This is a genomic window from Haloplanus vescus, assembly GCF_900107665.1.
GTDB classification, from domain to species: Archaea; Halobacteriota; Halobacteria; order Halobacteriales; family Haloferacaceae; genus Haloplanus; species Haloplanus vescus.
This window is the reverse complement of record NZ_FNQT01000001.1, coordinates 1,218,199-1,238,871: the sequence shown is the minus strand read 5'-3', so window position 1 is coordinate 1,238,871 and position 20,673 is coordinate 1,218,199. Positions and strand designations below refer to the sequence as shown.

Here is a 20,673-nt window from a genome sequence, read left to right as displayed (position 1 = left end):
TCAGTTCTCCGCGCTCGATTCCTGCGCCTGACGGCCCTCGCCGTCTTGCTCTTCCTGTTCTTCGTCGGAGCGGGCCGCGACCAGCGCACCGCGGGCGACGCTGTAGAGCGGTTCGTCGACGCTCTGGACCTCGCTGATGGAGAACGGAATCGAGGCGTCGCGGAGGTGGTCCTCGAACAGTTTCTCGAAGCCGCGGGGGCTGGAGGTGCCGCCGGTGACGACGACGGGCACGTCCAGGTCCTCCTCCACGTCCTCCTCGTCGACTTCGCGGGCGATGTTCTCGATGACGTAGTCAAGCAGGTTCTCGTAGTAGATGGCCAGCGCACCCTCGACGCCGCCCACGTCGGTGCGGAAGTCGAGTTCGAAGTCGTCCTCCTTGATGGAGGTGACCTTGTCGACGGGCGTGCCCGTCGCCTGCGCGGCCTGTTCGTCGATCCAGTCGCCACCGCGGGCGATGGAGAACTTCATGACGGGGACGGCGTAGTACGACAGGCAGACGTTGGTCATGCCCGCGCCGAAGGAGACGCCGAGTCCCGTGAAGTTGTGGTTGGCGAGTTCGGAGTAGATGACCGCCATCCCCTCGTTGATGGGTTCGGTCTCGTAGCCCATGTCACCGAGCATCGACTCCAGCGTCTTCTCGTGATACAGCGTCGAGAGGTCGGAGTCGATGGGGTCCGCCGGACTGGAGAAGTACAGGCGTTCTCCGGGGTGGTTCGGCTGGCCGACCACCTGCTCCGTGATGAGCTTGATCATCGGAATCGCGGACGACTCCTCGGAGGAGAGGATGCCGTGTTGCATCGGGCGGCGCGTCTCCTCGTTGAAGATGTTCGCGAAGTTGAGGGCGTCGTCGCCGACGACGTACACCTTGTCGTCTTTCCGAATGTGGAGGACGTCACTCCGCGACAGCATCTGCTCTGCCATGTCGGAGTACTCGATTTCGACGAAGGAGTTGCGCTGCTGGACGAATACCGTCTCTGCGCCCTCCTGCTGTGCCGAGATGAGGTTCATGGTGCCGACGTCTAGGCCTTTTGCCATACGCGTGTGATACTCCGTAGCCATCATAAACGTTCGCCAAAGTGTCCGACCGCTTACCTAGGTCTGACAGGCGTCAGACACCCGAAATCGGTGGTTCAGAACGTCGAGGACGGCATGCCCCGACGGGAATTATCGCGAAAACAGTCCCTTCGCCCGGTCGACAAATGACTCCTCGTCGTCGGTCGCGATGTCCTCTGCCTCCTGTTGCTGGCGGAGTTCGGTCAGCGCCGCCGTCTGGTTGTCGACGCCCGACGAGGAGTCCGTCTCCTGTTCGCGACCCTGCAGCTTTCGGAGGTTCGAGAGCGCGTCGTCGACGTCGTTCCCGGACGAGCGCACGGTGGTCGCCTCGGCGTTCTCGAACGCCTCCCGGTCCACTTCCACGTCGGTGTCGGTGTTGAGTTCGAGGCGCTTGGTGTTCTTCCGGTTGACGCCACCCCACGACAGGTCGGCATCCTCCATCGCCTCGTCGATATCGCGGCGAACCTGCTCCTCCGAGACGCTCTCGCCCGGGGTGCCGCTCGTCTCGTCTGCAGTCTCGGCCGTGGCGCGCACGTCGGCCGCGCGCTCGCCCGGCGTGGCGCGTTCGACCTGATGGCCGACGAGCGCGGCCCCTGTCGCGCCGACGACGGCCACCAACCCGACGGCGTAGATGGCGACGCCCTGCGCGCTGTAATCGGGGGTTCGCGCCACGTTCCAGTGCCGCGGGTAGGTGGCGACGAACAGGGCGATGGCGACGAGACAGATAGCCAGTCCGCCCACCGAGACGTACGTCATTCGTCGGTCGCCGGGCAGGAGGACGACCATCCCGAGCAACAGAATCGGGAACCCGGCGCTCGCGGCGACCATCGCCACCTCGCGGATTCCCCACGCCGGCGCACCGCCGCCGCTCACGGCCGCCGACAGCAGGAACACGGCGATACCCACCGCACCGAGCGCGATACCGCCGAAAAAGAGGGCGAAGCCGAGATAGACGTCCGTCTCCGTCTCCGGGTCGCCGATGTACCGTTCGTACCACTCGAAGAGGACGTTATCAGGGGTGCCGTCGGTCATCGCGTAGACCTACAGGCTCATCCCACAAGACTGTTGGCGCCCCGTCTGACGCGGGTCTGACGCCGTCTGGGCGCACCCGACACGGTATCCGAAGGCTTATGCTCGAAACCGGACGACGGGCGCAACGATGTCCTCCCGGCTCGGAACCGGCGACGCGCTCGTCGTCCTCGGCTGTCTCTGCTTTCTCACTACCGCCGTCGCCGGCGCGGCCCTGTCCCCGACCGCTCCGGCCGGCGCCACGGCGTCCGACGAGGCACGAACCACTCTCGTCGGCGTCCAGGGCGTCGGCAGCTACCACGACGGCGGCTCCGTTCGCCTCCTCGACGGCGGCGAGGAACAGTGGCGCACCTCGACCGACGGCGTCTACTTCGACGTGACCCGCCTCGACAACGGCTCGGTCCTCGCGGGCTTCATGGCCGACGGCTACCAGAACTGCGGTCCCTACTCCTCCCCCTGTTTCCGGACCGGCTTCCGAATCATCGACCCCGACCCCTCGCCCGAAGTGACTTACGAGTGGTCGTTCCCGGTCCGGAACCGCGTCGCGAGCGAAGTCCACGACGTCGAGCCCCTCCCCGACGGTGGGTTCGTCGTCGCGGACATGGAACACGAGCGAATCGTCGTCGTCGAGGACGGCGAGGTGACGTGGCAGTGGAACGCCAGCACGCGCTATGACCCGCCGGCGGACCCGACGACAACCGACTGGCTCCACATCAACGACGTTGACCGCATCGGTGACGGGCGCTTCCTCGTCTCCGTCCGCAACGCGAACCAGTTGCTCGTCCTCCAGCGCGGCGAGGGGGTCGTCGAGGTAATCAACGCCGACCACGACGACGCCTCGGACGACGACGGCCTCGTCGGCGACCCGAACGTCCTCTACCACCAGCACAACCCGCAGTGGCTCGGTGACGGCGCCGTCCTCGTCGCCGACAGCGAGAACCACCGCGTGGTCGAACTCCACCGCACCGACGACGGCAGTTGGGAACCCGTCTGGGTGCTTCGGGGCGCCGCAGGCCAGCGATTCGACTGGCCGCGCGACGCCGACCGCCTTCCCAACGGCAACACGCTCATCACCGACACGCGCAACGCCCGCCTCGTCGAAATCAACGCCTCTGGCACCGTCGTCTGGGAACACCAGTTCGACTACCGGACCCTGCCCTACGAGGCCGACCGCCTGCCGACCGGCGAACCCGTCGGCGCACCTACCTACGGTGACGCCGGGACGATGACCGCCGCGGGCAGTCAGATACCCGTGCTCACGCCGCTCCTTCGCCTCCTCAGCGCCGCTGTCCGCCTCCCTCTCTGGGTCGGTGAGATTCACCTCTTCCTGACGCTCGTCTCCATCGCCTTCGTCGGGTCGGGGCTCGTCGTCCGGTGGCGCGAGTAACTCGGCCCCCATCCTTTTCACCGCGCTCACCGCACCGCCGGTATGGACGACCTGTCGTGGGAGACGACCGACTCGGCCATCGACTACACCTGTCCCGGTTTCGACGTCCGTCGCGACGAGGTGACCCTACCCGACGGCACCGACACCGACTACCACTACGTCGACGAGACACCCGCCGTCGTCATTCTCCCCTTCACCCCTGACGGCGACGTGGTCGTCATCGAGGAGTGGCGACAGGCCGTCGGGCGCGTCAATCGCGGCCTCCCCGCTGGCTCCGTCGAAGCCGACGACGCCGACCTGACCGTCGCCGCGCGGCGCGAACTCCGCGAGGAGACGGGCTACGAAGCCGGCGAACTCGCCCACCTCTGCACCGTCGAACCGACGAACGGCATCGCCAACTCCGTCCACCATCACTTCGTCGCGCGGAACTGCACGCCCACCGCCGAGACGGACCTCGATTTCAACGAAAGCATCCGCGTCGACACCGCCGACTACGACACTCTTCTCGCCGCTGCCGTCGACGGCGACTTGCGCGACGGGCGGGCGGTGCTCGCGCTCTCACAGTTCGAACTCCGCCGGGCGGCTGGCGTCGAGCCGTCGGCTACGCGGTGACGAAAGAAGAAAGAAATCGGTTGCGAGTGCGGCGTTGTAGGGATTCTCGTAACTGTCAATCGAGTCTCGCCGGACCGTGCCGGCGAGACTCGATGGCGACTTCCGGGAACCCTATTAGTCGTCTGCCGGCGCCTGACCGCCAGAGCCGGAGACGCCCGTGCCCGGACCGATGTCGATGTCGAGGCGTTCGAGCGTGTCGTCGGTGACGACGCCGTCTTCCCAGCCACGGTGGCTGTAGTACTCGTCTTTCATCTCTGCGAGCTCGCAGAGTTCACCCTCGGAGCCGCGCTGGCCCGGGATGGCTTCCTCGTCGCCCTCGACGAAGCGACCCGGGAGCGAGTCGTCCGAGCCGTCGAAGCCGGCGAGGTTGTTGAAGTAGCGTTCGAGGTTGTACACGCGCTCACCAGCCGTCATGAGCTCTTCCTCGGTGAGGTCGCGGCCGGTCATGCCGTTGTACTGCTTGATGTACTCCTCGATGCCCTCTGCGAACGCGTTGAACTTGCAGATGTCGAACGAGTCCGAGATGGCGTGCAGGTCCTGGAAGGTGGCGCAAAGCTCGCCCTTGCCCTCCCACTCGTAGGGGTCGACCTTCTCCGGGATGCCGAGAACCTCGGCAGCCGGCGTGTAGCCGCGCAGGTGGCAGGCACCGCGGTTCGAAGTCGCGTAGCCGATGCCCATCCCCTTCATCGCGCGGGGGTCGTAAGCGGCGATGGTCTGGCCCTTGACGTCGAGACGGCAGTCGTGAGCATCCTGCGATTCGGCGATGCTCTCGACACCTTCGGCGAGCAGGTCAGCGAGTTCGCCGTCGCGGTGACCGACCTCTTCGATGAGGTCGATCATGTGCTCCTCGTCGCCCCAGTCGATGCCGTCGTCCAGGTCGTCGAGTTTGCCTTTCTCGGTCATCTCCATCGCCATGGCGAAGATGTTCCCCATGTCGATGGTGTCGATGCCCATGTCGTTACAGCGGTCGATCATGACCGCGATGGCGTCTCGGTCGTCGTTCGCCGAGTTGGTGCCCAGAGCCCACGCACTCTCGTACTCGTAGGACTCCATCTGGACGTTCATGTCCTGGCCCTTGTGCTTGTAGTCGACTTCGACCTCTTTCTTACAAGCGACGGGGCAGGAGTGACAGGTCGGCTCGTCGACGAGGATGTTCTCGCGAACGTTCTCGCCGCTGATGCGCTCTGCCTCGATGTCCGTGCCCTCTGCCTCGTTCATCGCGAAGGAGGACGTGTACTGACCGTTCTTGGTCGGGTGTGCGTCCATCTCCTCCGTGATGTTCATGAGCACGTTCGTACCGTACATCGACAGCGCGCCCTCGTTGGGCGCGGTGACGTCGGACTCTTGGATGACCTGCATGGCCTCGCGGGCGCCCTCGCCGAACGTGTCGGAGTCAGCGGGCTTGGGCATCTTCGTCCCCGATTTCACGACGACGGCCTTCAGGCCCTTGTTGCCCATCACGCAGCCGGTGCCACCGCGGCCCGACACGCGGTCGTCCTCGTTGACGACACAGGAGTAACGAACTTCGTTCTCGCCGGCCGGACCGATGGCCATGTGCGAGAGGTTCTTGCCGTAGGACCCGTCGACCTCTTCCTCGAGGATTTCGCGGGTCTCGTGGACGCCCTTGCCCCAGATGTGGGAGGCGTCACGGAGCTCGACCTCGCCGTCTTCGACGACGGCGTAGACGGGGTCGTCCGCCTGGCCATCGAAGACGAGGCCGTCGAAGCCGGACCACTTGAGTCGGGCGCCGGACCAGCCACCGTGGTGGGAGTCCGTCACCGTCCCCGTGAGCGGGGACTTCGTACAAATCGCGATTCGACCGCTCATGACGGCCTGCGAGCCGGTGAGCGGACCGTTCATGAACACGAGTCGGTTGTCGGGACCCAGCGGGTCGACATCCGGACCAGCGTCGAAGACGTACTTCACACCGAGGCCGCGTCCCCCGATGTACTTCTTCGCGTCCTCGTCGTCGATGCCCTGATATGTGACATCGCCCTCGCTGAGGTCCACGTGCGCTACGTGATCTTTGAAACCGCCTAAGTCAGTCATGGTAACGTACGGTCGTTTATTATACCTCCAAGCTGTTAGTCGTTGCTTCGGATATGTAATCGAAAGTGGTTACGCCGACGAAAACTGCCGCACGCCGCGCTGACGACGGTGTCAGGTGTCGAACCACTCCCGCCGTCACGGCGGCCGACCCCGAAGCCGCTTTACGCGTCGCCCGGCTACCGCCGCCAATGAGCGAACCGAGCCCCGACGTCTACGAGCAGGGGAAGGGCATGGACGCCCACAATCAGGTGATGCGCGATATCCGGTCGCGCAAGGACGAGACGTACGACCCCCACGAGCCGACGCGGGTGTGGCTCGACGAGGACAACACGCCCGGCGGCGTCTACCAGTCGCTGACCATCATCCTCAACACCGGCGGCTGTCGCTGGGCGCGCGCCGGCGGCTGTACCATGTGTGGCTACGTCGCCGAATCCGTCGAGGGCGGCTCCGTCTCCCACGACGCGCTGATGGACCAGATAGACGCCTGTCTCGCCCACGAGCGCGAGAACGCCGACGAGCCGGCCGAACTCATCAAAATCTACACCTCCGGTTCTTTCCTCGACGAACGCGAAGTCGGCGCGGAGACGCGGGCCGCCATCGCTGACGCCTTCGCCGACCGCGAGCGCATCGTCGTCGAGTCCCTCCCCGACTTCGTCGACCGCGAGAAACTCGCCGACTTCACCGAGCGCGGCCTCGACACCGACGTGGCCGTCGGCCTCGAGACGGCGACCGACCGCGTGCGCCACGACTGCGTGAACAAGTACTTCGACTTCGAGGACTTCGTCGACGCGACGGCAGAAGCCGAGGCCGCGGGCGCCGGCGTCAAGGCATATCTCCTCATGAAGCCGCCCTTCCTCACCGAAGCCGAGGCCATCGAGGACATGGTAGAGTCGGTTCGCCGCTGTGCGGAGTACTGTCACACCGTCTCAATGAACCCCTGTAACGTCCAGCGGTACACGATGGTCGACGAACTCTACTTCCAAGGCGGCTACCGGCCGCCGTGGCTCTGGTCGGTCGCCGAGGTGCTGGACCGCACCGCCGACGCCGACGCCATCGTCGTCTCCGACCCCGTCGGCGGCGGGAGCGAACGCGGCCCGCACAACTGCGGCGAGTGCGACGAGCAGGTCGAACGCGCCATCAAGGACTTCAGCCTCCGACAGGACCCCTCGGTCTTCGAGCAGGTGTCCTGTGACTGCGAGGCGACGTGGGAGACGGTGGTCGAGACGGAGACTGGCTACGCGATGCCGCTCGCGCGGTAATCTGCCCCAAAGCATTTCGTTCGTCACCCGCAGTAGCGGGTATGTCACGAGTCGCGTCGTCGAGACCCGCCCGCCGAGGTGCCGCCGATGGACGAGTCTGACGACTGGCCCGTTCGTCGCCGCCCGCTTCTCGGCGCCCTCGCCGGAACCGGGACGGCGGCGTTGGCCGGGTGTCCTGCGAGTAACGGCGGTGGCGACACCACAGCCACGTCTCCGTCGACAGCCGACCCCGACCGCGCCCGAGAACTGGCCGAGCGCTTCGCGCCGACGCTCACCTTCGACAGCGCCGAGCGCTGGTTCCCGACCGACCCGCGAGCGTACGCGAGCGAGCAGGACGACCGGACGGTGGTCGACGGCTTCGACGCCTTCGAGGGCTACACCGCTGACGCCGCCGAGGCAGACGCGCCGCCCGCGCCGACCGTCTTCTATCACGCCGTCGAATACGACGACTCTCCCCTCGCAGTCGTCCAGTTCTGGTACTACTCCGCGTTCGACCAGTTCGCCACCAACTTCCACTGGCACGACTGGGAGGTGTTGCACGTCTTCGTCGACACCGATTCGGGCGACCCGCAGTTGTTCGTCGCGAGTTCGCACTCCGGGCGCGTCCCCAACAACGAATTTCTCGACCCCGACCCGGACCGAGTCCCGCGAATCCTCACCGAACTCGGCTCACACTCCAGCGCGCTGTCGCTGAACGACCGGCCCACCAGCTTCCAGCGCCTGCCTCTCGGCGACCTCTCGGCCGACATCACCAACCGCGTCATCGGCGTCATCGAGGCACTCGCCGAACTCCCGGCGGCCTACGGCCTGCCGCGCGACGAGGGGCTTCGACTCCCCTACGTCGTGCCCGAACTCGACGGCGCGCCCATCTACGACCACGAGCGCCTGCCGTCGGTCGACAGCGACGCACTCGTCCCGACGAACCTGACGATTCGGTCCTTCGACGCGCTCACCGCGCCTCCCGACGACTTGCCGGGGCGGGAGACGGGCGTCACCTTCGCCTTCGGCGGTCGCTCGGACGCCGAGGCCGACGTCGACTACGACCTCGTCCCGACGACCGAACTCGACCACATCGCCGAGTTCACCGGCCCGCAGCTGAGCTTCGAGTTCTCTGTCCCCGAGTTCGCCGAGGACGCCGTCGCGAGCCACATCACGACGGCCGGGACGCCGTGGAAGCAGGAACGCTACACCGACCCCGCCGCCGACATCACGGAACCGGTCCACCGCGCGGCCCTCGCCGACCGCTACGACGCCATCTCACCGCCCGGCCCCGTCAACGACGTCCTCGCGACGATAAGCGAGGTCGTCCAGTCGGCCGACGCACCCGACGGCGCCGGCGTGACGACCGACGACATCTCCGTCGAGGGCATCGCCCTCCTCCGTAGCGACCCCGCCGCCGTCCCCACCTTCCGCGGCGTCGCCATGCTCCGCGGCGTCGAGGCCGGCGACCACCGCCTCACCGTCAACGCTGCGGGCCTTGCGCCCCACGAGGAACCCGTGTCGGTCGGCGACGGCGATGACGACGGGGCGACCGAGACGGCGACGACGACCGAGACGGTGACGGCCACGGAGACGACCACCGAGGGCACCGACGCCACCCGAACTACGACCGTCGCGGGCGTCGAAGGCGAGATTCCGCTCGTCGCCGCCGAGGACGCGACGAAACTCGAGGTGAACGCCGACGGCGTTGATGCGACGCTGACCGACCTCGCCGTCGACGACGACTTCGGGGGTCGGCTGTACGCGGCACCGTTCGACGGTTCCGACGCCGTCTACGTCCACCGCGACGGCGCGTACACGACGGAGGTCCGCGACGCCGACGACGCCGTCGGCGCCTTCCGCGTCAACCCCGACGACACCGCGCCGACGCGCATCGACCGCCCGCGGACGGGGACGGCCTCGCTCGCCTCGTTCGTGGCGTCCATCACGGACGAGACGGCGGCGCGTCTCGCCTCCATCGGGAGCGGTGACGACGGCGACGACGACTCGACCGAGACGGAGTCGGGCCGGTCGACGCCCACGGCGACCGACTCCGACGACTCGACGGACAACGTCTCCGTCGATGTCGTCGAATCGGGGAAGACGAGCACGCTTGGCGGGTTGCTTCGGGCGATGGAGGCGGTCAGCGGAGCGGCCGGACGCGCGGCCGAACGCGCCGAAGGCGGTGACCGACGCGGCTCCGACCAAGCCCTGCAGGCACTCGCCTCCAACCTCCAGCGTGCCGTCGAGCGCTTCGACGGACTCAGCGACACGCTGCCCGACGACGAAGCCGAGGCTGCGGGCCGTCGCTTCCAGCAGGCACAACAGCGAACCAATCAGGCCATCGCGTCGGAGAAGCTCTGATACGGTTTGTCGTAAGTCATCACCGGAGGTTCGCCGACCCGTCTCGACGAACCACCGGAAAACAGTCACAATAATCCGTATGCGTCCGGCGCCCTACTGCGTCGCCGCCACGGCGTCGAACCCGCGGAGCAGTCCCGCGCCGTCCGTCCCGTCGAGGTCCGGGAGCGTCGCTCGCTCCGGGTGGGGCATCATCACCGCGACCGTCTCGTGGTCGCCGAGGACGCCCGCGACGTTCCCCCGCGAGCCGTTGGGGTTCGCGGCGTCGGTCACCGCGCCGTCGCCGTCGCAGTAGCGGAGGAAGATTCGGTCCTCGTCGACCAGTCGGTCGTAGGTGTCGTCGCCGGCCTCGAACCGACCCTCGCCGTGGGCGATGGGGAGTTCGAGGATGTCGCCCTCGTCGTAGGCCCGCGTCCACGGCGTGTCGGCGTTCTCGACGCGGACGTGGACGCGCTCACACTGGAAGCGCGCGCTCTGGTTGGTGGTGAAGGCGCCGGGCGTGAGTCCCGCCTCACAGCCGATCTGGGCGCCGTTGCAGACGCCGAGGACGGGCACGCCGTCGGCGGCCGCCTCGCGGACGTCGTCGAGGACGGGCGCCTGCGCCGCCATCGCACCCGCACGGAGATAGTCGCCGTAGGAGAAGCCGCCGGGGAGCATCACGCCCGTCGTGTCGGCGGGCAGGCCGTCCTCGTACCAGACGCGTTCGGCGTCGATGCCGAGATGCGAGAGCGCGCGCACCGAATCGCGGTCGCAGTTGCTCCCGCCGAACTGAAGCACCGCGACGGTCATCGCTCCGTGACCTCGACCTCGTAGTCGTGAATAGTCGGGTTCGCGAGCAGTCGTTCCGCCATCTCGTCGGCGCGTTCGGCCGCGTCGTCGGCGGATTCCGCGTCGACGTCGATTTCGAAGCGGTCCGCCGACCGCAGGTCCTCGAGGTCGAACCCGAGTCGTTCGAGCGAGCGTTGGGTCGTCTCCGCTTCCGGGTCGAGGACGCCCCGCTTGAGTCGCACCGTCACCGTCGCGGTGTATGCCGTCATCGGTCGCTGGTGGGTGGCCGTCCGCAAAAGCCGTTTTGGAGTCGCCGTGGCGTCCGTTACAGATTCCGGACCGCGTCCACGGCGTCGTCGATGCGCGGCGCGTCGAACCACGCCTCGGCGGTGTAGGCGTTCGCGCCCGCCGCGTACATCTCCGCGACGGCGTCGACGACCGACGACGGGAGGGGGTCGGGCGACACCGAACACAGCTCGCGCCAGTCGGCCACGCCTCGCTCGTCCGCTTCCGCTTTCGCCTCGCTCACCGCCTCCACCCACTCGGGGTGGGCGCGCTTGTAGTACTGGCGCACCACTTCCTTGGACACCTCCTGCCGGTCGTAGGCGAAGCGGTTCTCGTCGAAGGTGCCGACCACGTCCGCGACGGCTATCGTTCCGTCGTCGTACAGGCACTCTATCTTGCCGTCCTCGTGGACGAAGCCCGTTCTACTCGCCTGTTCGGTGACGACGCGGTTCACCGTCCGCGCCAGGTCGTCAAGCGCGTCGATATCGGCGGCGCCGGCGATACGGTCGGCCGCCGCGCGGTCGAGATAGCGGTCCTGCTCCTCGTACTTCGTCGAGAACTCGACGACCGGTTCGGGAAGCTGAACGGTCTCGTCGGGCCACGAGTCGTAGTCCACGCCGTAGTCGGACGGGTCGCCCCGGGACCGGAGACTCGACCCGACCGGGACCGTGTTTCGGAAGACGATTTCGAGCGGAATCAGGTAGTTGTCCCCCGCCGCCGCGTGGTAGGCGTCGTAGTCGTAGGTACCGTCCTCGAAGGGGAGGTCCGGCACCTGCACGAGGTCGATGGCGAGTTCGCGCGGCGCGTCGTCGGCCTCCGCAAGCGGGACGGCGTCCGGTCCCACGCCGCGGTAGTGGGTGGGGACGCCTTCGTCTTCCAGCAGTTCGAAGTTGAACGCGCCCATCGTACAGAGGCTCCGCCCCTTGTCCGGAATCTGGTCGGGCATCTGCCCCCAGTCGAAGACGGAGTAGTCGTCGGTGAAGGCAAAGCGTCCGCGTCCGGTCGTCGTCGCCGTCGGTTCCCGTTCGACGCGGAACTCCTTGACGCTCGTCATGGTTAGCAACGCAGTCGCCGCCGGCAAGAACCTTCGTATACCGCTCGCTGACCGTGGTGGGCCGTCGAAGATGGCAAGACAGTTACGGGTGCCGCGTCCTGTCTCTGTATGAGCCTCCTCGACGACGCGCGCCAGCTCGCCGCGACCGGACCGGTGTGTGACGCGTGTCTCGGGCGCGTCTTCGCCGACCGGAGCTTCGGACTGACCAACGCCGAGCGTGGTCGCTCGCTCCGCGTCGCCGCCGCCCTCGACGACGACGAGCCGTTCGACCCCGTCGACACCGAAGACTGCTGGGTGTGTGAGGGTCGGTGTGCCGCCTTCGACGACTGGGCCGAACGCGCCGCCGAGTCCGTCACCGACATCGAGTTCGACACCTATCAGGTCGGGACGCGGACGCCTCCGCTCGTCGAGGAGAACGAACGCATGCTCCGCGAGGAAATCGGCGCCGACGCGGACGCCGGCGAACTGTTCAAGTCCGAATTCAACCGCGAGGTCGGCAAACTCGTCGGCCGCCTCACCGACACCGAAGTCGACTTCCAGCGCCCGGACGTACAGTTTCTCATCGACTTCGACGCCGACCGCGTCGAGACGGAGATAAACTCCGCCTTCGTCTACGGTCGCTACCGCAAACTCGAACGCGACATCCCCCAGACCGAGTGGCCCTGCCGCGAGTGCGACGGCAGCGGACGACAGGGGAGCCAGCCCTGCGACCACTGCGGCGGGTCGGGCTACCTCTACGACGACAGCGTCGAGGGCTTCGTCGCCCCCCTCGTCGAGGACGTGATGGACGGCGTCGACGCCGTCTTCCACGGCGCGGGCCGTGAGGACGTCGACGCCCTGATGCTCGGCACCGGCCGCCCCTTCGTCGTTGAGGTGAAGGAACCGCGGCGCCGCGCTATCGACACCGACCGCCTCGAAGACGACATCAACGCCTTCGCCGACGGCGCCGTCGAAGTCGAAGGCCTCCGCCGCGCCGCCTACGACATGGTCGAACGCGTCAAGCGCTTGGACGCGAGCAAGACCTACCGCGCCGTCGTCGAGTTCGACGACCCAATCGACGCCGACGCCCTCGACGACGCCCTCGCTAAACTCGACGGTGCGACGATAGAGCAGTACACACCCCAGCGCGTCGACCACCGGCGCGCGAACCTGACCCGCACTCGCGAGGTGTACGCCGCCTCGGGCGAACTCGACGACGACCAGCACGCCACCGTCGAGATTCACGGCGCCGGCGGCCTCTACATCAAGGAACTCATCTCGGGCGACGACGGCCGGACGGAGCCGAGCCTCGCCGACCTCCTCGGCGTCGGCGCGCGCGTCACCGCTCTCGACGTACTCGCTGTCGAAGGCGAGGACGAACCCTTCGCGGACGAGGACTACTTCGCGTAGCGCGGGGTACATAGGCGTCCGGTGCCTACACGCGCCCATGACAGACGACCACGCCACAGCGACGCTCGCGGGCGGGTGTTTCTGGTGTCTCGAAGCCCCGTTTCAGGAACTCGACGGCGTCCACAGCGTCACCTCGGGCTACTGCGGCGGCGACGTATCTGACCCCACCTACGACGAGGTGTGCTCCGGGTCGACCGGCCACGCCGAGGCCGTCCAGATAGCCTACGACACCGACCGACTCTCCTACGGCGACCTGCTGGAGGTGTTCTTCGCGCTCCACAACCCGACGACTGAGAACCGGCAGGGGCCGGACGTGGGGTCGCAGTACCGCTCTGCCATCTTCTATCACGACGACGAACAGCGAGAACTCGCCGAAGCGACCATCGACCGCCTCGCTGACGCCTACGACGACCCCATCGTCACCGAAGTCGAACCGCTGGAGACGTTCTACGAGGCCGAGGACTACCACCAGGACTACTACGCGAACAACCCCGAGCGAGCGTACTGCCAGATGCAGATTCGGCCGAAGTTACAGAAGGTCCGCGAGAAGTTCGCCGAGCGCGTGGCCGAGCAGTAGTCGGCCGACACGACCTTTCACCGAGTCCTTCTACGCCTCCCGAACGAAGTCGGTCAGCGTGCGATTCAGTTTCTCTGGCTCGTCCGCGGTGAGTCCGTGGCCGCTCTCCTCGAATCGGACGAGGTCGGCGCTTTCGATGCCGTCGTCGAGCACCGGCGCGGCGACGTCGAACGGCACGATTTCGTCGTGGGTGCCGTGACAGACGAGCGTCGGCACCGTGATGGATTCCATATCGGGCCGCAGGTCGGCGTCGCGGAACGTCTCCGCCGCCGCGACAGTCGCCTGCTGGGAGGCCTGCATGCCCAGCGTCCAGAGGTAGCGTTTCAGTTCCTCGCTCTGCTCTTGGTGGAAGAGCAGTTCGGTAATCTGTGTCATCAGTTCCGGCCGGGCGGCGCGAGCGCCCGCGATGAAGTCGTCGAGTGCACCCTCTGGAAGCCCCTGCGGGTAGTCGGATCGCTCGATGAGACACGGACTCGCGGCGCCGAGAAGGGCGAGTCTGCCGACGTGTGCCTCGTCGTGGCGTCCCATGTAGCGTGTGACGACGCCGCCGCCCATCGAGAACCCGACGAGCGTCACGTCGTCGAGGTCCATCGCTTCGAGGACGGCCTTCACGTCGTCGGCGAACGTGTCGTACCCGTACTCCCCGTAGGGCTTGTCGGACTCACCGAACCCACGGAGGTCGATGCCGATACAGCGCATCCCCTCGTCGAGCAGGTGCGGGTACTGTGACTCGAACATCCGGTGGTCGAGCGGCCAGCCGTGAACGAACACTATCGGGTCGCCCGTCCCGATGTCGTGGACGTGTAGTTCGACGCCGTCGGCAACCTCGATGCGTGTCATATCCATATGTTACCATACTGCATACTTGAAAGGGCGGAATTCGCGTGGCTACGCGGGTGGCTGGCCCGCCCAAACGCTTTTTCCGCTGCAGTGACAACTAGTGTGAGGATCGAATCATGTGCCACCATCACAAGCCGATCGACCTGATCGCGGAGCGGTACGCCGAGAGCGACGAGGACGAGGGCGACACGGAGGCCGCGACGCCGACGCTGACGCCGCCGGCGGACGACTAACCGAACGGTTTTGTCGCCGACCGTCGACCTGCCGGTATGCAGCTCGGGGCCGACGAGGCAGGCAAGGGGCCGGTGCTCGGACCGATGGTCGCGGCGGCGGTGCGGGCGCCCGCCGACGCTATCCCGGCGAGAGTCGACGACTCGAAGCGCCTCGCGCCCGCCCGGCGCCGCGAACTTGCCGACCGACTCCGCGATGCCGACGCCGTCGACGTCGGTGTCGCAGTGATTACGCCAGCCCGCATCGACGACCCCGAGACGGACATGAACGGGTTGACCGTCGCGGGACAAGCGGAGGCCATCGCGAGCGTCGCGGCCGACGGGGACGCCGTCGTCGTCGACGCCGGCGACGTGGACGCCGAGCGATTCGGCCGGCGCGTGACGGCGGGCGTCGACGCCGAGGTGACGGTGCAGGCGGAGCATCGGGCCGACGAGCACCACGCCCACGTCGCGGCCGCGAGTATCGTCGCGAAGGTGGAGCGTGACGCTCGAATCGAGGCGTTGACCGACCGCTACGGCGACGTGGGAAGTGGCTACCCAAGCGACGAGCGAACGCGAACCTTTCTGGCCGAGTACGTCCGCGACGAGGGCGAGTTGCCGGCGTGTGCGCGGGCGTCGTGGTCGACCTGTGACGACGTCCTCGACGCGGACGCGCAGTCATCGCTCGCGGATTTCTGAAGAAGAAACTTTCCGACGGCCTCAGCGCGTCATGAGCGCCCGGAGGATGTCCCCGTACGCCGGACGCGTGAGGAGGACGCCCACGACGACGCCGAGGATGGTGAAGATGGCGAAGCCCTGCAGGTCGCCCAGCGAGAGGACGGCCAGCGGACTCATGGCGATGATGGTCGTCGCGGCGGCGGCGCCGATGACCCAGAACGCCTTGCGGAAGCGCGACTGGAACACGCGACGACTGTTCACGTCGCCCTCCGACATCACCTCGTCGGCGATGATGATGAGGTCGTCCACCCCCGTCCCGATGACGGCGATGAACCCGGCGATGACCGACAGGTCGAGTGGGTAGCCGATGCCGGCCGCGAACCCGAGGAGGATGATCACCTCGGAGAGCGCGGTGACGATCATCGGCAGGGCCACTTCAGCCTCGCCGTAGCGCAGGAAGACGACCCCTGCGACGGCGAGGACGGCGATGAGGCCGGTCAGCAGCGAGTCGACACGGAACTGCGTCCCCTGGCTCGGCGAGATGTACGAGGACGTACCTTCACCGTCCGGGCCGATGTCGAGGGGGGCGGGCAGCGCACCGGCGCGCAGGTTGATAGCCACCTCGCGGGCGCCGCTGAAGTTCTGCGTCTGCAGGATGAATCGCGGGTCGTCCGCCCAGTCGCCGGTGCGCATGTCGCCGGCGAGGCCGGGACTCATCCCGAAGGCGTTGACGACTTCGCCGTCGACGACGAGGAGCATACACGCGTCGGTGCTGTTCGGGGCCGTCCCGTATCGACAGGTGGAGCCACCTTGGGCCGCGACGCCCGTCTCCACCATCCGCTGCTGGAACGGGGGTGCGGCGCTCTCGCGCACCACGACGGGGACGTTGGGGAGTTGCCCCTCGCCGCCCTGTCGGGCGTTACCGATGCTCTGGAAGTCGTCGCGTTCGAGCACGGTCTCTTGCTGGTACTCGCCGTTCGTCGGGTAGTAGACGTCGACGCGCACGCTCCCGCGCTGGTTCACCAGCTCCTCGACGTTCTGCCGGTTCTCGTCGGGCACCTCGATGAGGATGAAGTGGTCGTTCCCGCTGGTAATCTGCTGGACGGTCCCACCGGAGAGACCCGCTTCGTTGATTTTGTTCGAGAGGATGTCGACCGTCTGACTGCGCGTCTCCTCGGTGACGCCGTCTCGCGTCTCACCGTAGGAGTAGCCCGCCGCGTCGAGGGCGGTGCCGAGTTCCGCCGGCGTGACGCCTTCGGTAGTCACCTCGACGGTGCCCGCTCCGTCCGTCCCGGGCCGTGCAATCACGTCCGCGACCGTCGTGTTGTCGAGTTCGTTCGCGACTGCTCGCTCGACCTCCGGGGCCTCCTCGGACCCGTACTCGACCTCGGTCGCGGTCACGCCGACCAGCGGCGCGCGAATTCGCGTCCCGCCGGAGAGCTGCAGACCGTACTGGAGGTTGGTCGGGCCGTCGTTCGCGAGGCCGGACGTCTCCGTCCCACCCTGTGCCATCGTCGGCGAGAACAGGGCGAACAGGCTGGCCATGAGGACGAACACGAGGACGAAGATTCGCCAGTTGTCTCGGAACGTCCCCATCAGTTCGACACCCCCTCGTACTTGTACCAGCGGAGGAGGCTGAGATTGAGCATGTAGGTGTTCATCAGGTCAGTGGTGAGACCGAACACGAGCACGGTCCCGATGGCGGCGAGCAGTTGGATGCCGAACAGCGTCGCCACGATGGTCATGACGACCATCGCCGCGAGCGACGTGAGCGTCATCGTCACGCCAGTCCGCATCGCGCGGTGCGTGGATTCGTAGAACCCGCCCGACCGCCGCAGGATGTGGTTGTTGAGTAGGATGTCGGAGTCGACGCTGTACCCAATAATCATCAGGAGTGCGGCGACGGTCCCCAGCGTGAGGTCGATGCCGAGGACGTTCATCAGCGCCACGGGCACGACGATGTCCGAGAACGCCGAGAGGACGACGGCGATGGACGGGACGAACGTCCGGAACATGAGGAAGACGAGCACGCTCATCCCGACGAACGCGAAGGCGACGCCGCCGAGCGCGAGCATCTGCGTCCGCGAACCGAACGAGGGCGAGACGGTGTAACTCGACTCCACCTCGAAGCCGGCGGCTCTCGCTTGCTCCTCTAACGACGAGATGTCCGCCGAATCGGTCTGGAACGTCAGGATGTACGTGTTGTCGTTCGGGACGCTCCGAATCGTTGCGGGCGCCGGGTCGAACGTCTCTTGAATCTGTGCGCGTGCTTGGTCGCTCGGCGCGTCGACGGCGACGCGAAGCTCCGCGCCGCCCGTGAAGTCGAGCCCGGGAGAGACCGGGGCGCCGGTCACGACGTACCATCCTGCGATGATCAGGAGGGCGACAGCGAGGATGGCGAGCGGGACTGCCGCGAGCTGACGATTCGTGTACCGGGTGTAATCGATCTCCGGTACTTCGAACGCTACCATGCCCGCCGGTCCAGCCCGACGCCTACTAAGCCTTCTTATGTCTAGCGGACTCGCCCGTCGCTCACGGCAGGTAACGGACGCTCACCACGCCCGGTTCCGAGCGCACCACGACCCGCTCGACGCCCAGCCGGGCCGCTCGCGACCGGAGCCCCTCGTCGTCGTCGAGCACGTCCGCGACGGCGGCGTCGGTCTCCTCCTCCGTCACCGTCAGCACGTGAATCTCGCCTATGCCTGCCCGCTCCCGGCGCGTCATCTCGCCGATGCCCTGCTCGGCCGCCAAGTCACGCTCGTGTGTCGTCGGCGACTCGTCGCTCTCCTCGACGCTGATGGTCCAGCGGTCGTCCACGTCGACGAGTCGCCACGCCACCTCCAGCGGCGGTTCGGCGGCCACCGTCCCCTCGATGGCCTCGCCGGCGTCGACGCCGGGGTTGTCCGCCAGCGTGTGTACCTGTCCGTCGTCCACGTCGGTGAGGACCGCGCTCCCCTCGTCGGCCGCAGTCACGAGGAACGTCCCCGTCTTCTCCGTCTCGTCGGTCATGCGACCCCGTAGGCGGCCGAGCCGTTTCGGGGTTTCGTCACGCGTCCCGTCGCTCGGGTCCGAGGCGATGGTGCCTCTCTGGCGGCTCACGCGACCCCGCTCCGGAAACTGCGTCCACGGCCTTCGCACCCTCACCGCAACCGACGGTGACAGAGGAGAATCAGCGCGCTGACGGCAAGCGGCGGCACGACGCCCGCGAACTGGGGGAGTCCGTACAGCGTCTCGACGACGGGGGCGAGGGCACCCGTCGTCGCCGTCTGCTGGCCGGGCGGCACCGAAATCACGAGGCCGACGTAGAGCGACGCGACGAACAAGTAGCCCGTCAGTCCGAGGGCAGCGTCGTACCGGTCGGCGACGCCCTCGCGTCGTCGGTGTCGTCGCGCCACGAACAGCACGGGCGCCACCAGCGGCACCACGACGAACAGGCCCACCACGGCGAAAAACGAGCGCGAGAGCGTCAGGTTCCCGCCGCGGCCGCCCGTCGTCCCGGCGATGACGCCGATGACCGCCGTGACGAACAGGAGCCCCACCGCGACGGTCACTAGCCCGCCGAGGACGACGTACGACCGGAACAGCCACGAGTCGCTCGCGCGGAAGGCGTAGGGGAACGCGCCGATGACGCCGCCGTAGTCGTCGGCCATTGCCGGCGATAGACGGCCGGGCGAGTTAACGGACCCGGAATCCGTCGTCGACGCGCTCTGCGGCCTCGAACAGGACGAGCCAATCCAGGAGTCGCGCGATGCGTTCCCGCCACGTGGCCTCCCACGACGGGTCGCGGTGGCGCTCCCACGTCGGCACCCGTTCCCGAACCGCCGCGAACGCCGACTCGGGCGTCTGCGGTTCTGCGGCCAGCGCGTCGTGGACCGCACTCGCGACGAACACCCGGTCGAGAAACGCCGCGCGACAGTCCGGCACCGTCGGCTCCGTCTCGGTCCGGCGGTAGCCGGTCGGCGTCTCGGTCACCAGTTCGAGCGCCCGGAGGAAGGTGAGCCACGTCCGGGCGTCGTCGCGCGTGGACAGGTCGAGTCGGTCCACGAGGCGGGCACAGCAGTCGGCCTCGCTGTCCGGCACGCGCGGCACCGCTCCCTGGGCGCGGGCGACGAACTCGAACTCGTCGGGCGCGGGGGGAACGGGCTTGAACTTCACAGCCCGAACGACTCGGCCAGCAGGTCGTGGTTCGTCTCACCCAGCGCGTAGGTCGGCCCGTTGATGACGTCGATAGTCACCTGCGCGGGGGCAAACACGGATTCGGGCACCTCGTAGAAGTCCCAGTCGGCGTCCTCGAACACCTGTTCGAAGGGCGTATCGTACTCGTCGGCCGCGGTGGAGGGCACCTCGTCGAACCGGTCGAAGTCCTCGCGCACCTGCAGATACACCTGCCCGCCGTAGGCCAGCGCGTCGTTCGTCCGCCCCATCGCGACGCCCTCGTCGTGGCTCACCGGGGCGACCGGGGCGCTCCCGGCGGCCGACACCACGTCCGTCGGGTCGTAGCCGAGTTCGAACAGCCGGAACAGCGCGAGTTCGGGGGCACGGGCCGCGGCGCTGACGCTTCCTGCCATCGACCCCGTGGGATACGTGGGCAGGAAGACGCCGCTCGGCGAGACGCCCGCGCGGTCGGCCACCTGTTCGGCGGCGTCCTCGCCCGGGAGCGTCGACGCCTCGATGGTCAGCACCGTCAGGTCGAACTCGTCGTAGTAGCCCACGACTTCGAACTCGTGTTCCTCGCCGACGAGTGCGCGCGCCGGTCCCGACCCGAGGCCGTCAACGCTCTCGCTGACGAGCTCCCAGCCCGCCTTCTGCGAGCAGAGCAGCGAGAGCGCTGGCTTGTCCGTCGTGAGCTCGACGTGCGGGAACGGCGTCCCCGCCACCTCGTCCATCCGGGTCTGAATCGTCGCCAGCCCTGCCGTCTGAATCTCCGCGAGCAACAGCCCCGCTTCCAGACCACCCGCCGCCGTGACGCCGAAATCGAGCACCGTCGCCCCCGAGTCGAGTTCGAGTACGTCGACGTTGAGTTCGCCCGCGAAGTCGATTGCCTCGTCGACGAGTTCGACGGCCATCCGATTGAGACTCTCCATGCGCCCCGGTTGGGCGCTTTCGCTTAAAGGGGTTGCCAGTGTGGCGGGACGCTCCGACTC

Annotated in this window: 20 protein-coding genes; 7 read left to right on the top strand and 13 right to left on the bottom strand. The window is 67.4% G+C overall.

Annotated elements, in window-relative coordinates:
* Together BLU18_RS06605 and BLU18_RS06600 are read right to left on the bottom strand one after the other, a co-directional pair.
* A complete protein-coding gene (locus BLU18_RS06605; RefSeq protein ID WP_092633153.1) occupies window positions 1–1,035 on the bottom strand; it encodes a disk-shape morphogenesis protein volactin in 1,035 nt (344 codons plus the stop codon).
* A 129-nt stretch (window positions 1,036–1,164) separates the two neighbouring features.
* Window positions 1,165–2,085, bottom strand: coding sequence for a cell division protein CdpA domain-containing protein (locus BLU18_RS06600; protein ID WP_092633151.1), 921 nt, complete (start codon window positions 2,083–2,085; stop codon window positions 1,165–1,167).
* A gap of 127 nt (window positions 2,086–2,212) precedes the next feature.
* On the opposite strand from BLU18_RS06600, the gene BLU18_RS06595 reads away from it, so the two are divergent.
* Both BLU18_RS06595 and BLU18_RS06590 read left to right on the top strand, forming a co-directional pair.
* On the top strand, window positions 2,213–3,469 hold the full coding sequence (locus BLU18_RS06595; RefSeq protein WP_092633149.1) for an arylsulfotransferase family protein: 1,257 nt from the start codon (window positions 2,213–2,215) through the stop codon (window positions 3,467–3,469).
* Between the two features lie 42 nt (window positions 3,470–3,511).
* Entirely contained in the window at window positions 3,512–4,081 is a 570-nt protein-coding gene (locus BLU18_RS06590; protein ID WP_092633146.1) for an NUDIX hydrolase, read from the top strand.
* Between the two features lie 114 nt (window positions 4,082–4,195).
* Here BLU18_RS06590 and BLU18_RS06585 read toward each other — a convergent pair whose 3' ends face one another.
* Window positions 4,196–6,130 carry an aldehyde ferredoxin oxidoreductase family protein gene (locus tag BLU18_RS06585; protein WP_092633144.1) on the bottom strand — a complete coding sequence of 645 codons (1,935 nt, stop codon included), beginning with the start codon at window positions 6,128–6,130 and terminating at the stop codon, window positions 4,196–4,198.
* A 188-nt stretch (window positions 6,131–6,318) separates the two neighbouring features.
* Here BLU18_RS06585 and BLU18_RS06580 point away from each other — a divergent pair, with 188 nt between their 5' ends.
* Both BLU18_RS06580 and BLU18_RS06575 read left to right on the top strand, forming a co-directional pair.
* Entirely contained in the window at window positions 6,319–7,389 is a 1,071-nt protein-coding gene (locus BLU18_RS06580; RefSeq protein WP_092633142.1) for an archaeosine biosynthesis radical SAM protein RaSEA, read from the top strand.
* 87 nt (window positions 7,390–7,476) lie between these two features.
* Window positions 7,477–9,732, top strand: a complete 2,256-nt coding sequence (locus tag BLU18_RS06575) for a hypothetical protein (RefSeq protein WP_092633140.1) — start codon at window positions 7,477–7,479, stop codon at window positions 9,730–9,732.
* Between the two features lie 93 nt (window positions 9,733–9,825).
* On the opposite strand, the gene purQ is transcribed toward BLU18_RS06575, so the two are convergent.
* Genes purQ through BLU18_RS06560 form a run of 3 tightly spaced genes read right to left on the bottom strand, consistent with a single transcriptional unit; the run spans window position 9,826 to window position 11,836 of the window.
* Window positions 9,826–10,518: a phosphoribosylformylglycinamidine synthase I gene (purQ, locus tag BLU18_RS06570; RefSeq protein ID WP_092633138.1), complete on the bottom strand. Its 693-nt coding sequence runs from the start codon at window positions 10,516–10,518 to the stop codon at window positions 9,826–9,828.
* Window positions 10,515–10,766 (bottom strand): phosphoribosylformylglycinamidine synthase subunit PurS, encoded by a 252-nt coding sequence (gene purS, locus BLU18_RS06565; RefSeq protein WP_092633136.1) that lies wholly within the window; start codon window positions 10,764–10,766, stop codon window positions 10,515–10,517. The genes purQ and purS overlap by 4 nt, the downstream gene beginning before the upstream one ends.
* A gap of 56 nt (window positions 10,767–10,822) precedes the next feature.
* On the bottom strand, window positions 10,823–11,836 hold the full coding sequence (locus tag BLU18_RS06560; RefSeq protein WP_092633134.1) for a phosphoribosylaminoimidazolesuccinocarboxamide synthase: 1,014 nt from the start codon (window positions 11,834–11,836) through the stop codon (window positions 10,823–10,825).
* 108 nt (window positions 11,837–11,944) lie between these two features.
* Between BLU18_RS06560 and BLU18_RS06555 the strand changes: the two genes are divergently transcribed.
* Together BLU18_RS06555 and msrA are read left to right on the top strand one after the other, a co-directional pair.
* Window positions 11,945–13,225 carry a tRNA pseudouridine(54/55) synthase Pus10 gene (locus tag BLU18_RS06555; protein WP_092633132.1) on the top strand — a complete coding sequence of 427 codons (1,281 nt, stop codon included), beginning with the start codon at window positions 11,945–11,947 and terminating at the stop codon, window positions 13,223–13,225.
* Window positions 13,226–13,262: 37 nt separating this feature from the next.
* Complete coding sequence (msrA, locus tag BLU18_RS06550; RefSeq protein WP_092633129.1) at window positions 13,263–13,802, top strand: peptide-methionine (S)-S-oxide reductase MsrA; 540 nt, start codon at window positions 13,263–13,265, stop codon at window positions 13,800–13,802.
* 30 nt (window positions 13,803–13,832) lie between these two features.
* On the opposite strand, the gene BLU18_RS06545 is transcribed toward msrA, so the two are convergent.
* A complete protein-coding gene (locus BLU18_RS06545) occupies window positions 13,833–14,642 on the bottom strand; it encodes an alpha/beta fold hydrolase (protein ID WP_092633643.1) in 810 nt (269 codons plus the stop codon).
* Between the two features lie 269 nt (window positions 14,643–14,911).
* Between BLU18_RS06545 and rnhB the strand changes: the two genes are divergently transcribed.
* Window positions 14,912–15,550 (top strand): ribonuclease HII, encoded by a 639-nt coding sequence (gene rnhB / locus BLU18_RS06540; RefSeq protein ID WP_092633127.1) that lies wholly within the window; start codon window positions 14,912–14,914, stop codon window positions 15,548–15,550.
* Between the two features lie 21 nt (window positions 15,551–15,571).
* Here rnhB and BLU18_RS06535 read toward each other — a convergent pair whose 3' ends face one another.
* The 6 genes from BLU18_RS06535 to mch form a co-directional block, all read right to left on the bottom strand.
* On the bottom strand, window positions 15,572–17,125 hold the full coding sequence (locus BLU18_RS06535) for a preprotein translocase subunit SecD (RefSeq protein ID WP_092633125.1): 1,554 nt from the start codon (window positions 17,123–17,125) through the stop codon (window positions 15,572–15,574).
* Window positions 17,125–18,000: a protein translocase subunit SecF gene (gene secF / locus BLU18_RS06530; protein ID WP_092633122.1), complete on the bottom strand. Its 876-nt coding sequence runs from the start codon at window positions 17,998–18,000 to the stop codon at window positions 17,125–17,127. Before secF ends, BLU18_RS06535 begins: the two co-directional genes overlap by 1 nt.
* Before the next feature lie 61 nt (window positions 18,001–18,061).
* Window positions 18,062–18,538 carry a DUF5812 family protein gene (locus tag BLU18_RS06525; RefSeq protein ID WP_092633120.1) on the bottom strand — a complete coding sequence of 159 codons (477 nt, stop codon included), beginning with the start codon at window positions 18,536–18,538 and terminating at the stop codon, window positions 18,062–18,064.
* A 131-nt stretch (window positions 18,539–18,669) separates the two neighbouring features.
* Window positions 18,670–19,179 carry a DUF8056 family protein gene (locus tag BLU18_RS06520; protein ID WP_092633118.1) on the bottom strand — a complete coding sequence of 170 codons (510 nt, stop codon included), beginning with the start codon at window positions 19,177–19,179 and terminating at the stop codon, window positions 18,670–18,672.
* 25 nt (window positions 19,180–19,204) lie between these two features.
* Complete coding sequence (locus BLU18_RS06515) at window positions 19,205–19,684, bottom strand: double winged helix-containing putative transcriptional regulator (RefSeq protein WP_092633116.1); 480 nt, start codon at window positions 19,682–19,684, stop codon at window positions 19,205–19,207.
* A complete protein-coding gene (mch, locus tag BLU18_RS06510; RefSeq protein WP_092633114.1) occupies window positions 19,681–20,613 on the bottom strand; it encodes a methenyltetrahydromethanopterin cyclohydrolase in 933 nt (310 codons plus the stop codon). The genes BLU18_RS06515 and mch overlap by 4 nt, the downstream gene beginning before the upstream one ends.
* Between the last annotated feature and the right edge of the window lie 60 nt (window positions 20,614–20,673).

Excerpts from the sequence above, each read along its gene's own strand:
- BLU18_RS06575 (WP_092633140.1), top strand. The coding sequence starts at position 7,477 with ATGGACGAGTCTGACGACTGGCCCGTTCGTCGCCGCCCGCTTCTCGGC.
- rnhB (WP_092633127.1), top strand. The coding sequence starts at position 14,912 with ATGCAGCTCGGGGCCGACGAGGCAGGCAAGGGGCCGGTGCTCGGACCG.
- BLU18_RS06595 (WP_092633149.1), top strand. The coding sequence starts at position 2,213 with ATGTCCTCCCGGCTCGGAACCGGCGACGCGCTCGTCGTCCTCGGCTGT.
- BLU18_RS06605 (WP_092633153.1), bottom strand. The coding sequence starts at position 1,035 with ATGGCAAAAGGCCTAGACGTCGGCACCATGAACCTCATCTCGGCACAG.
- msrA (WP_092633129.1), top strand. The coding sequence starts at position 13,263 with ATGACAGACGACCACGCCACAGCGACGCTCGCGGGCGGGTGTTTCTGG.
- mch (WP_092633114.1), bottom strand. The coding sequence starts at position 20,613 with ATGGAGAGTCTCAATCGGATGGCCGTCGAACTCGTCGACGAGGCAATC.
- BLU18_RS06600 (WP_092633151.1), bottom strand. The coding sequence starts at position 2,085 with ATGACCGACGGCACCCCTGATAACGTCCTCTTCGAGTGGTACGAACGG.
- BLU18_RS06585 (WP_092633144.1), bottom strand. The coding sequence starts at position 6,130 with ATGACTGACTTAGGCGGTTTCAAAGATCACGTAGCGCACGTGGACCTC.
- BLU18_RS06545 (WP_092633643.1), bottom strand. The coding sequence starts at position 14,642 with ATGACACGCATCGAGGTTGCCGACGGCGTCGAACTACACGTCCACGAC.
- purQ (WP_092633138.1), bottom strand. The coding sequence starts at position 10,518 with ATGACCGTCGCGGTGCTTCAGTTCGGCGGGAGCAACTGCGACCGCGAT.
- purS (WP_092633136.1), bottom strand. The coding sequence starts at position 10,766 with ATGACGGCATACACCGCGACGGTGACGGTGCGACTCAAGCGGGGCGTC.
- BLU18_RS06580 (WP_092633142.1), top strand. The coding sequence starts at position 6,319 with ATGAGCGAACCGAGCCCCGACGTCTACGAGCAGGGGAAGGGCATGGAC.
- BLU18_RS06520 (WP_092633118.1), bottom strand. The coding sequence starts at position 19,179 with ATGGCCGACGACTACGGCGGCGTCATCGGCGCGTTCCCCTACGCCTTC.
- BLU18_RS06560 (WP_092633134.1), bottom strand. The coding sequence starts at position 11,836 with ATGACGAGCGTCAAGGAGTTCCGCGTCGAACGGGAACCGACGGCGACG.
- BLU18_RS06535 (WP_092633125.1), bottom strand. The coding sequence starts at position 17,125 with ATGGGGACGTTCCGAGACAACTGGCGAATCTTCGTCCTCGTGTTCGTC.
- BLU18_RS06590 (WP_092633146.1), top strand. The coding sequence starts at position 3,512 with ATGGACGACCTGTCGTGGGAGACGACCGACTCGGCCATCGACTACACC.
- secF (WP_092633122.1), bottom strand. The coding sequence starts at position 18,000 with ATGGTAGCGTTCGAAGTACCGGAGATCGATTACACCCGGTACACGAAT.
- BLU18_RS06555 (WP_092633132.1), top strand. The coding sequence starts at position 11,945 with ATGAGCCTCCTCGACGACGCGCGCCAGCTCGCCGCGACCGGACCGGTG.
- BLU18_RS06525 (WP_092633120.1), bottom strand. The coding sequence starts at position 18,538 with ATGACCGACGAGACGGAGAAGACGGGGACGTTCCTCGTGACTGCGGCC.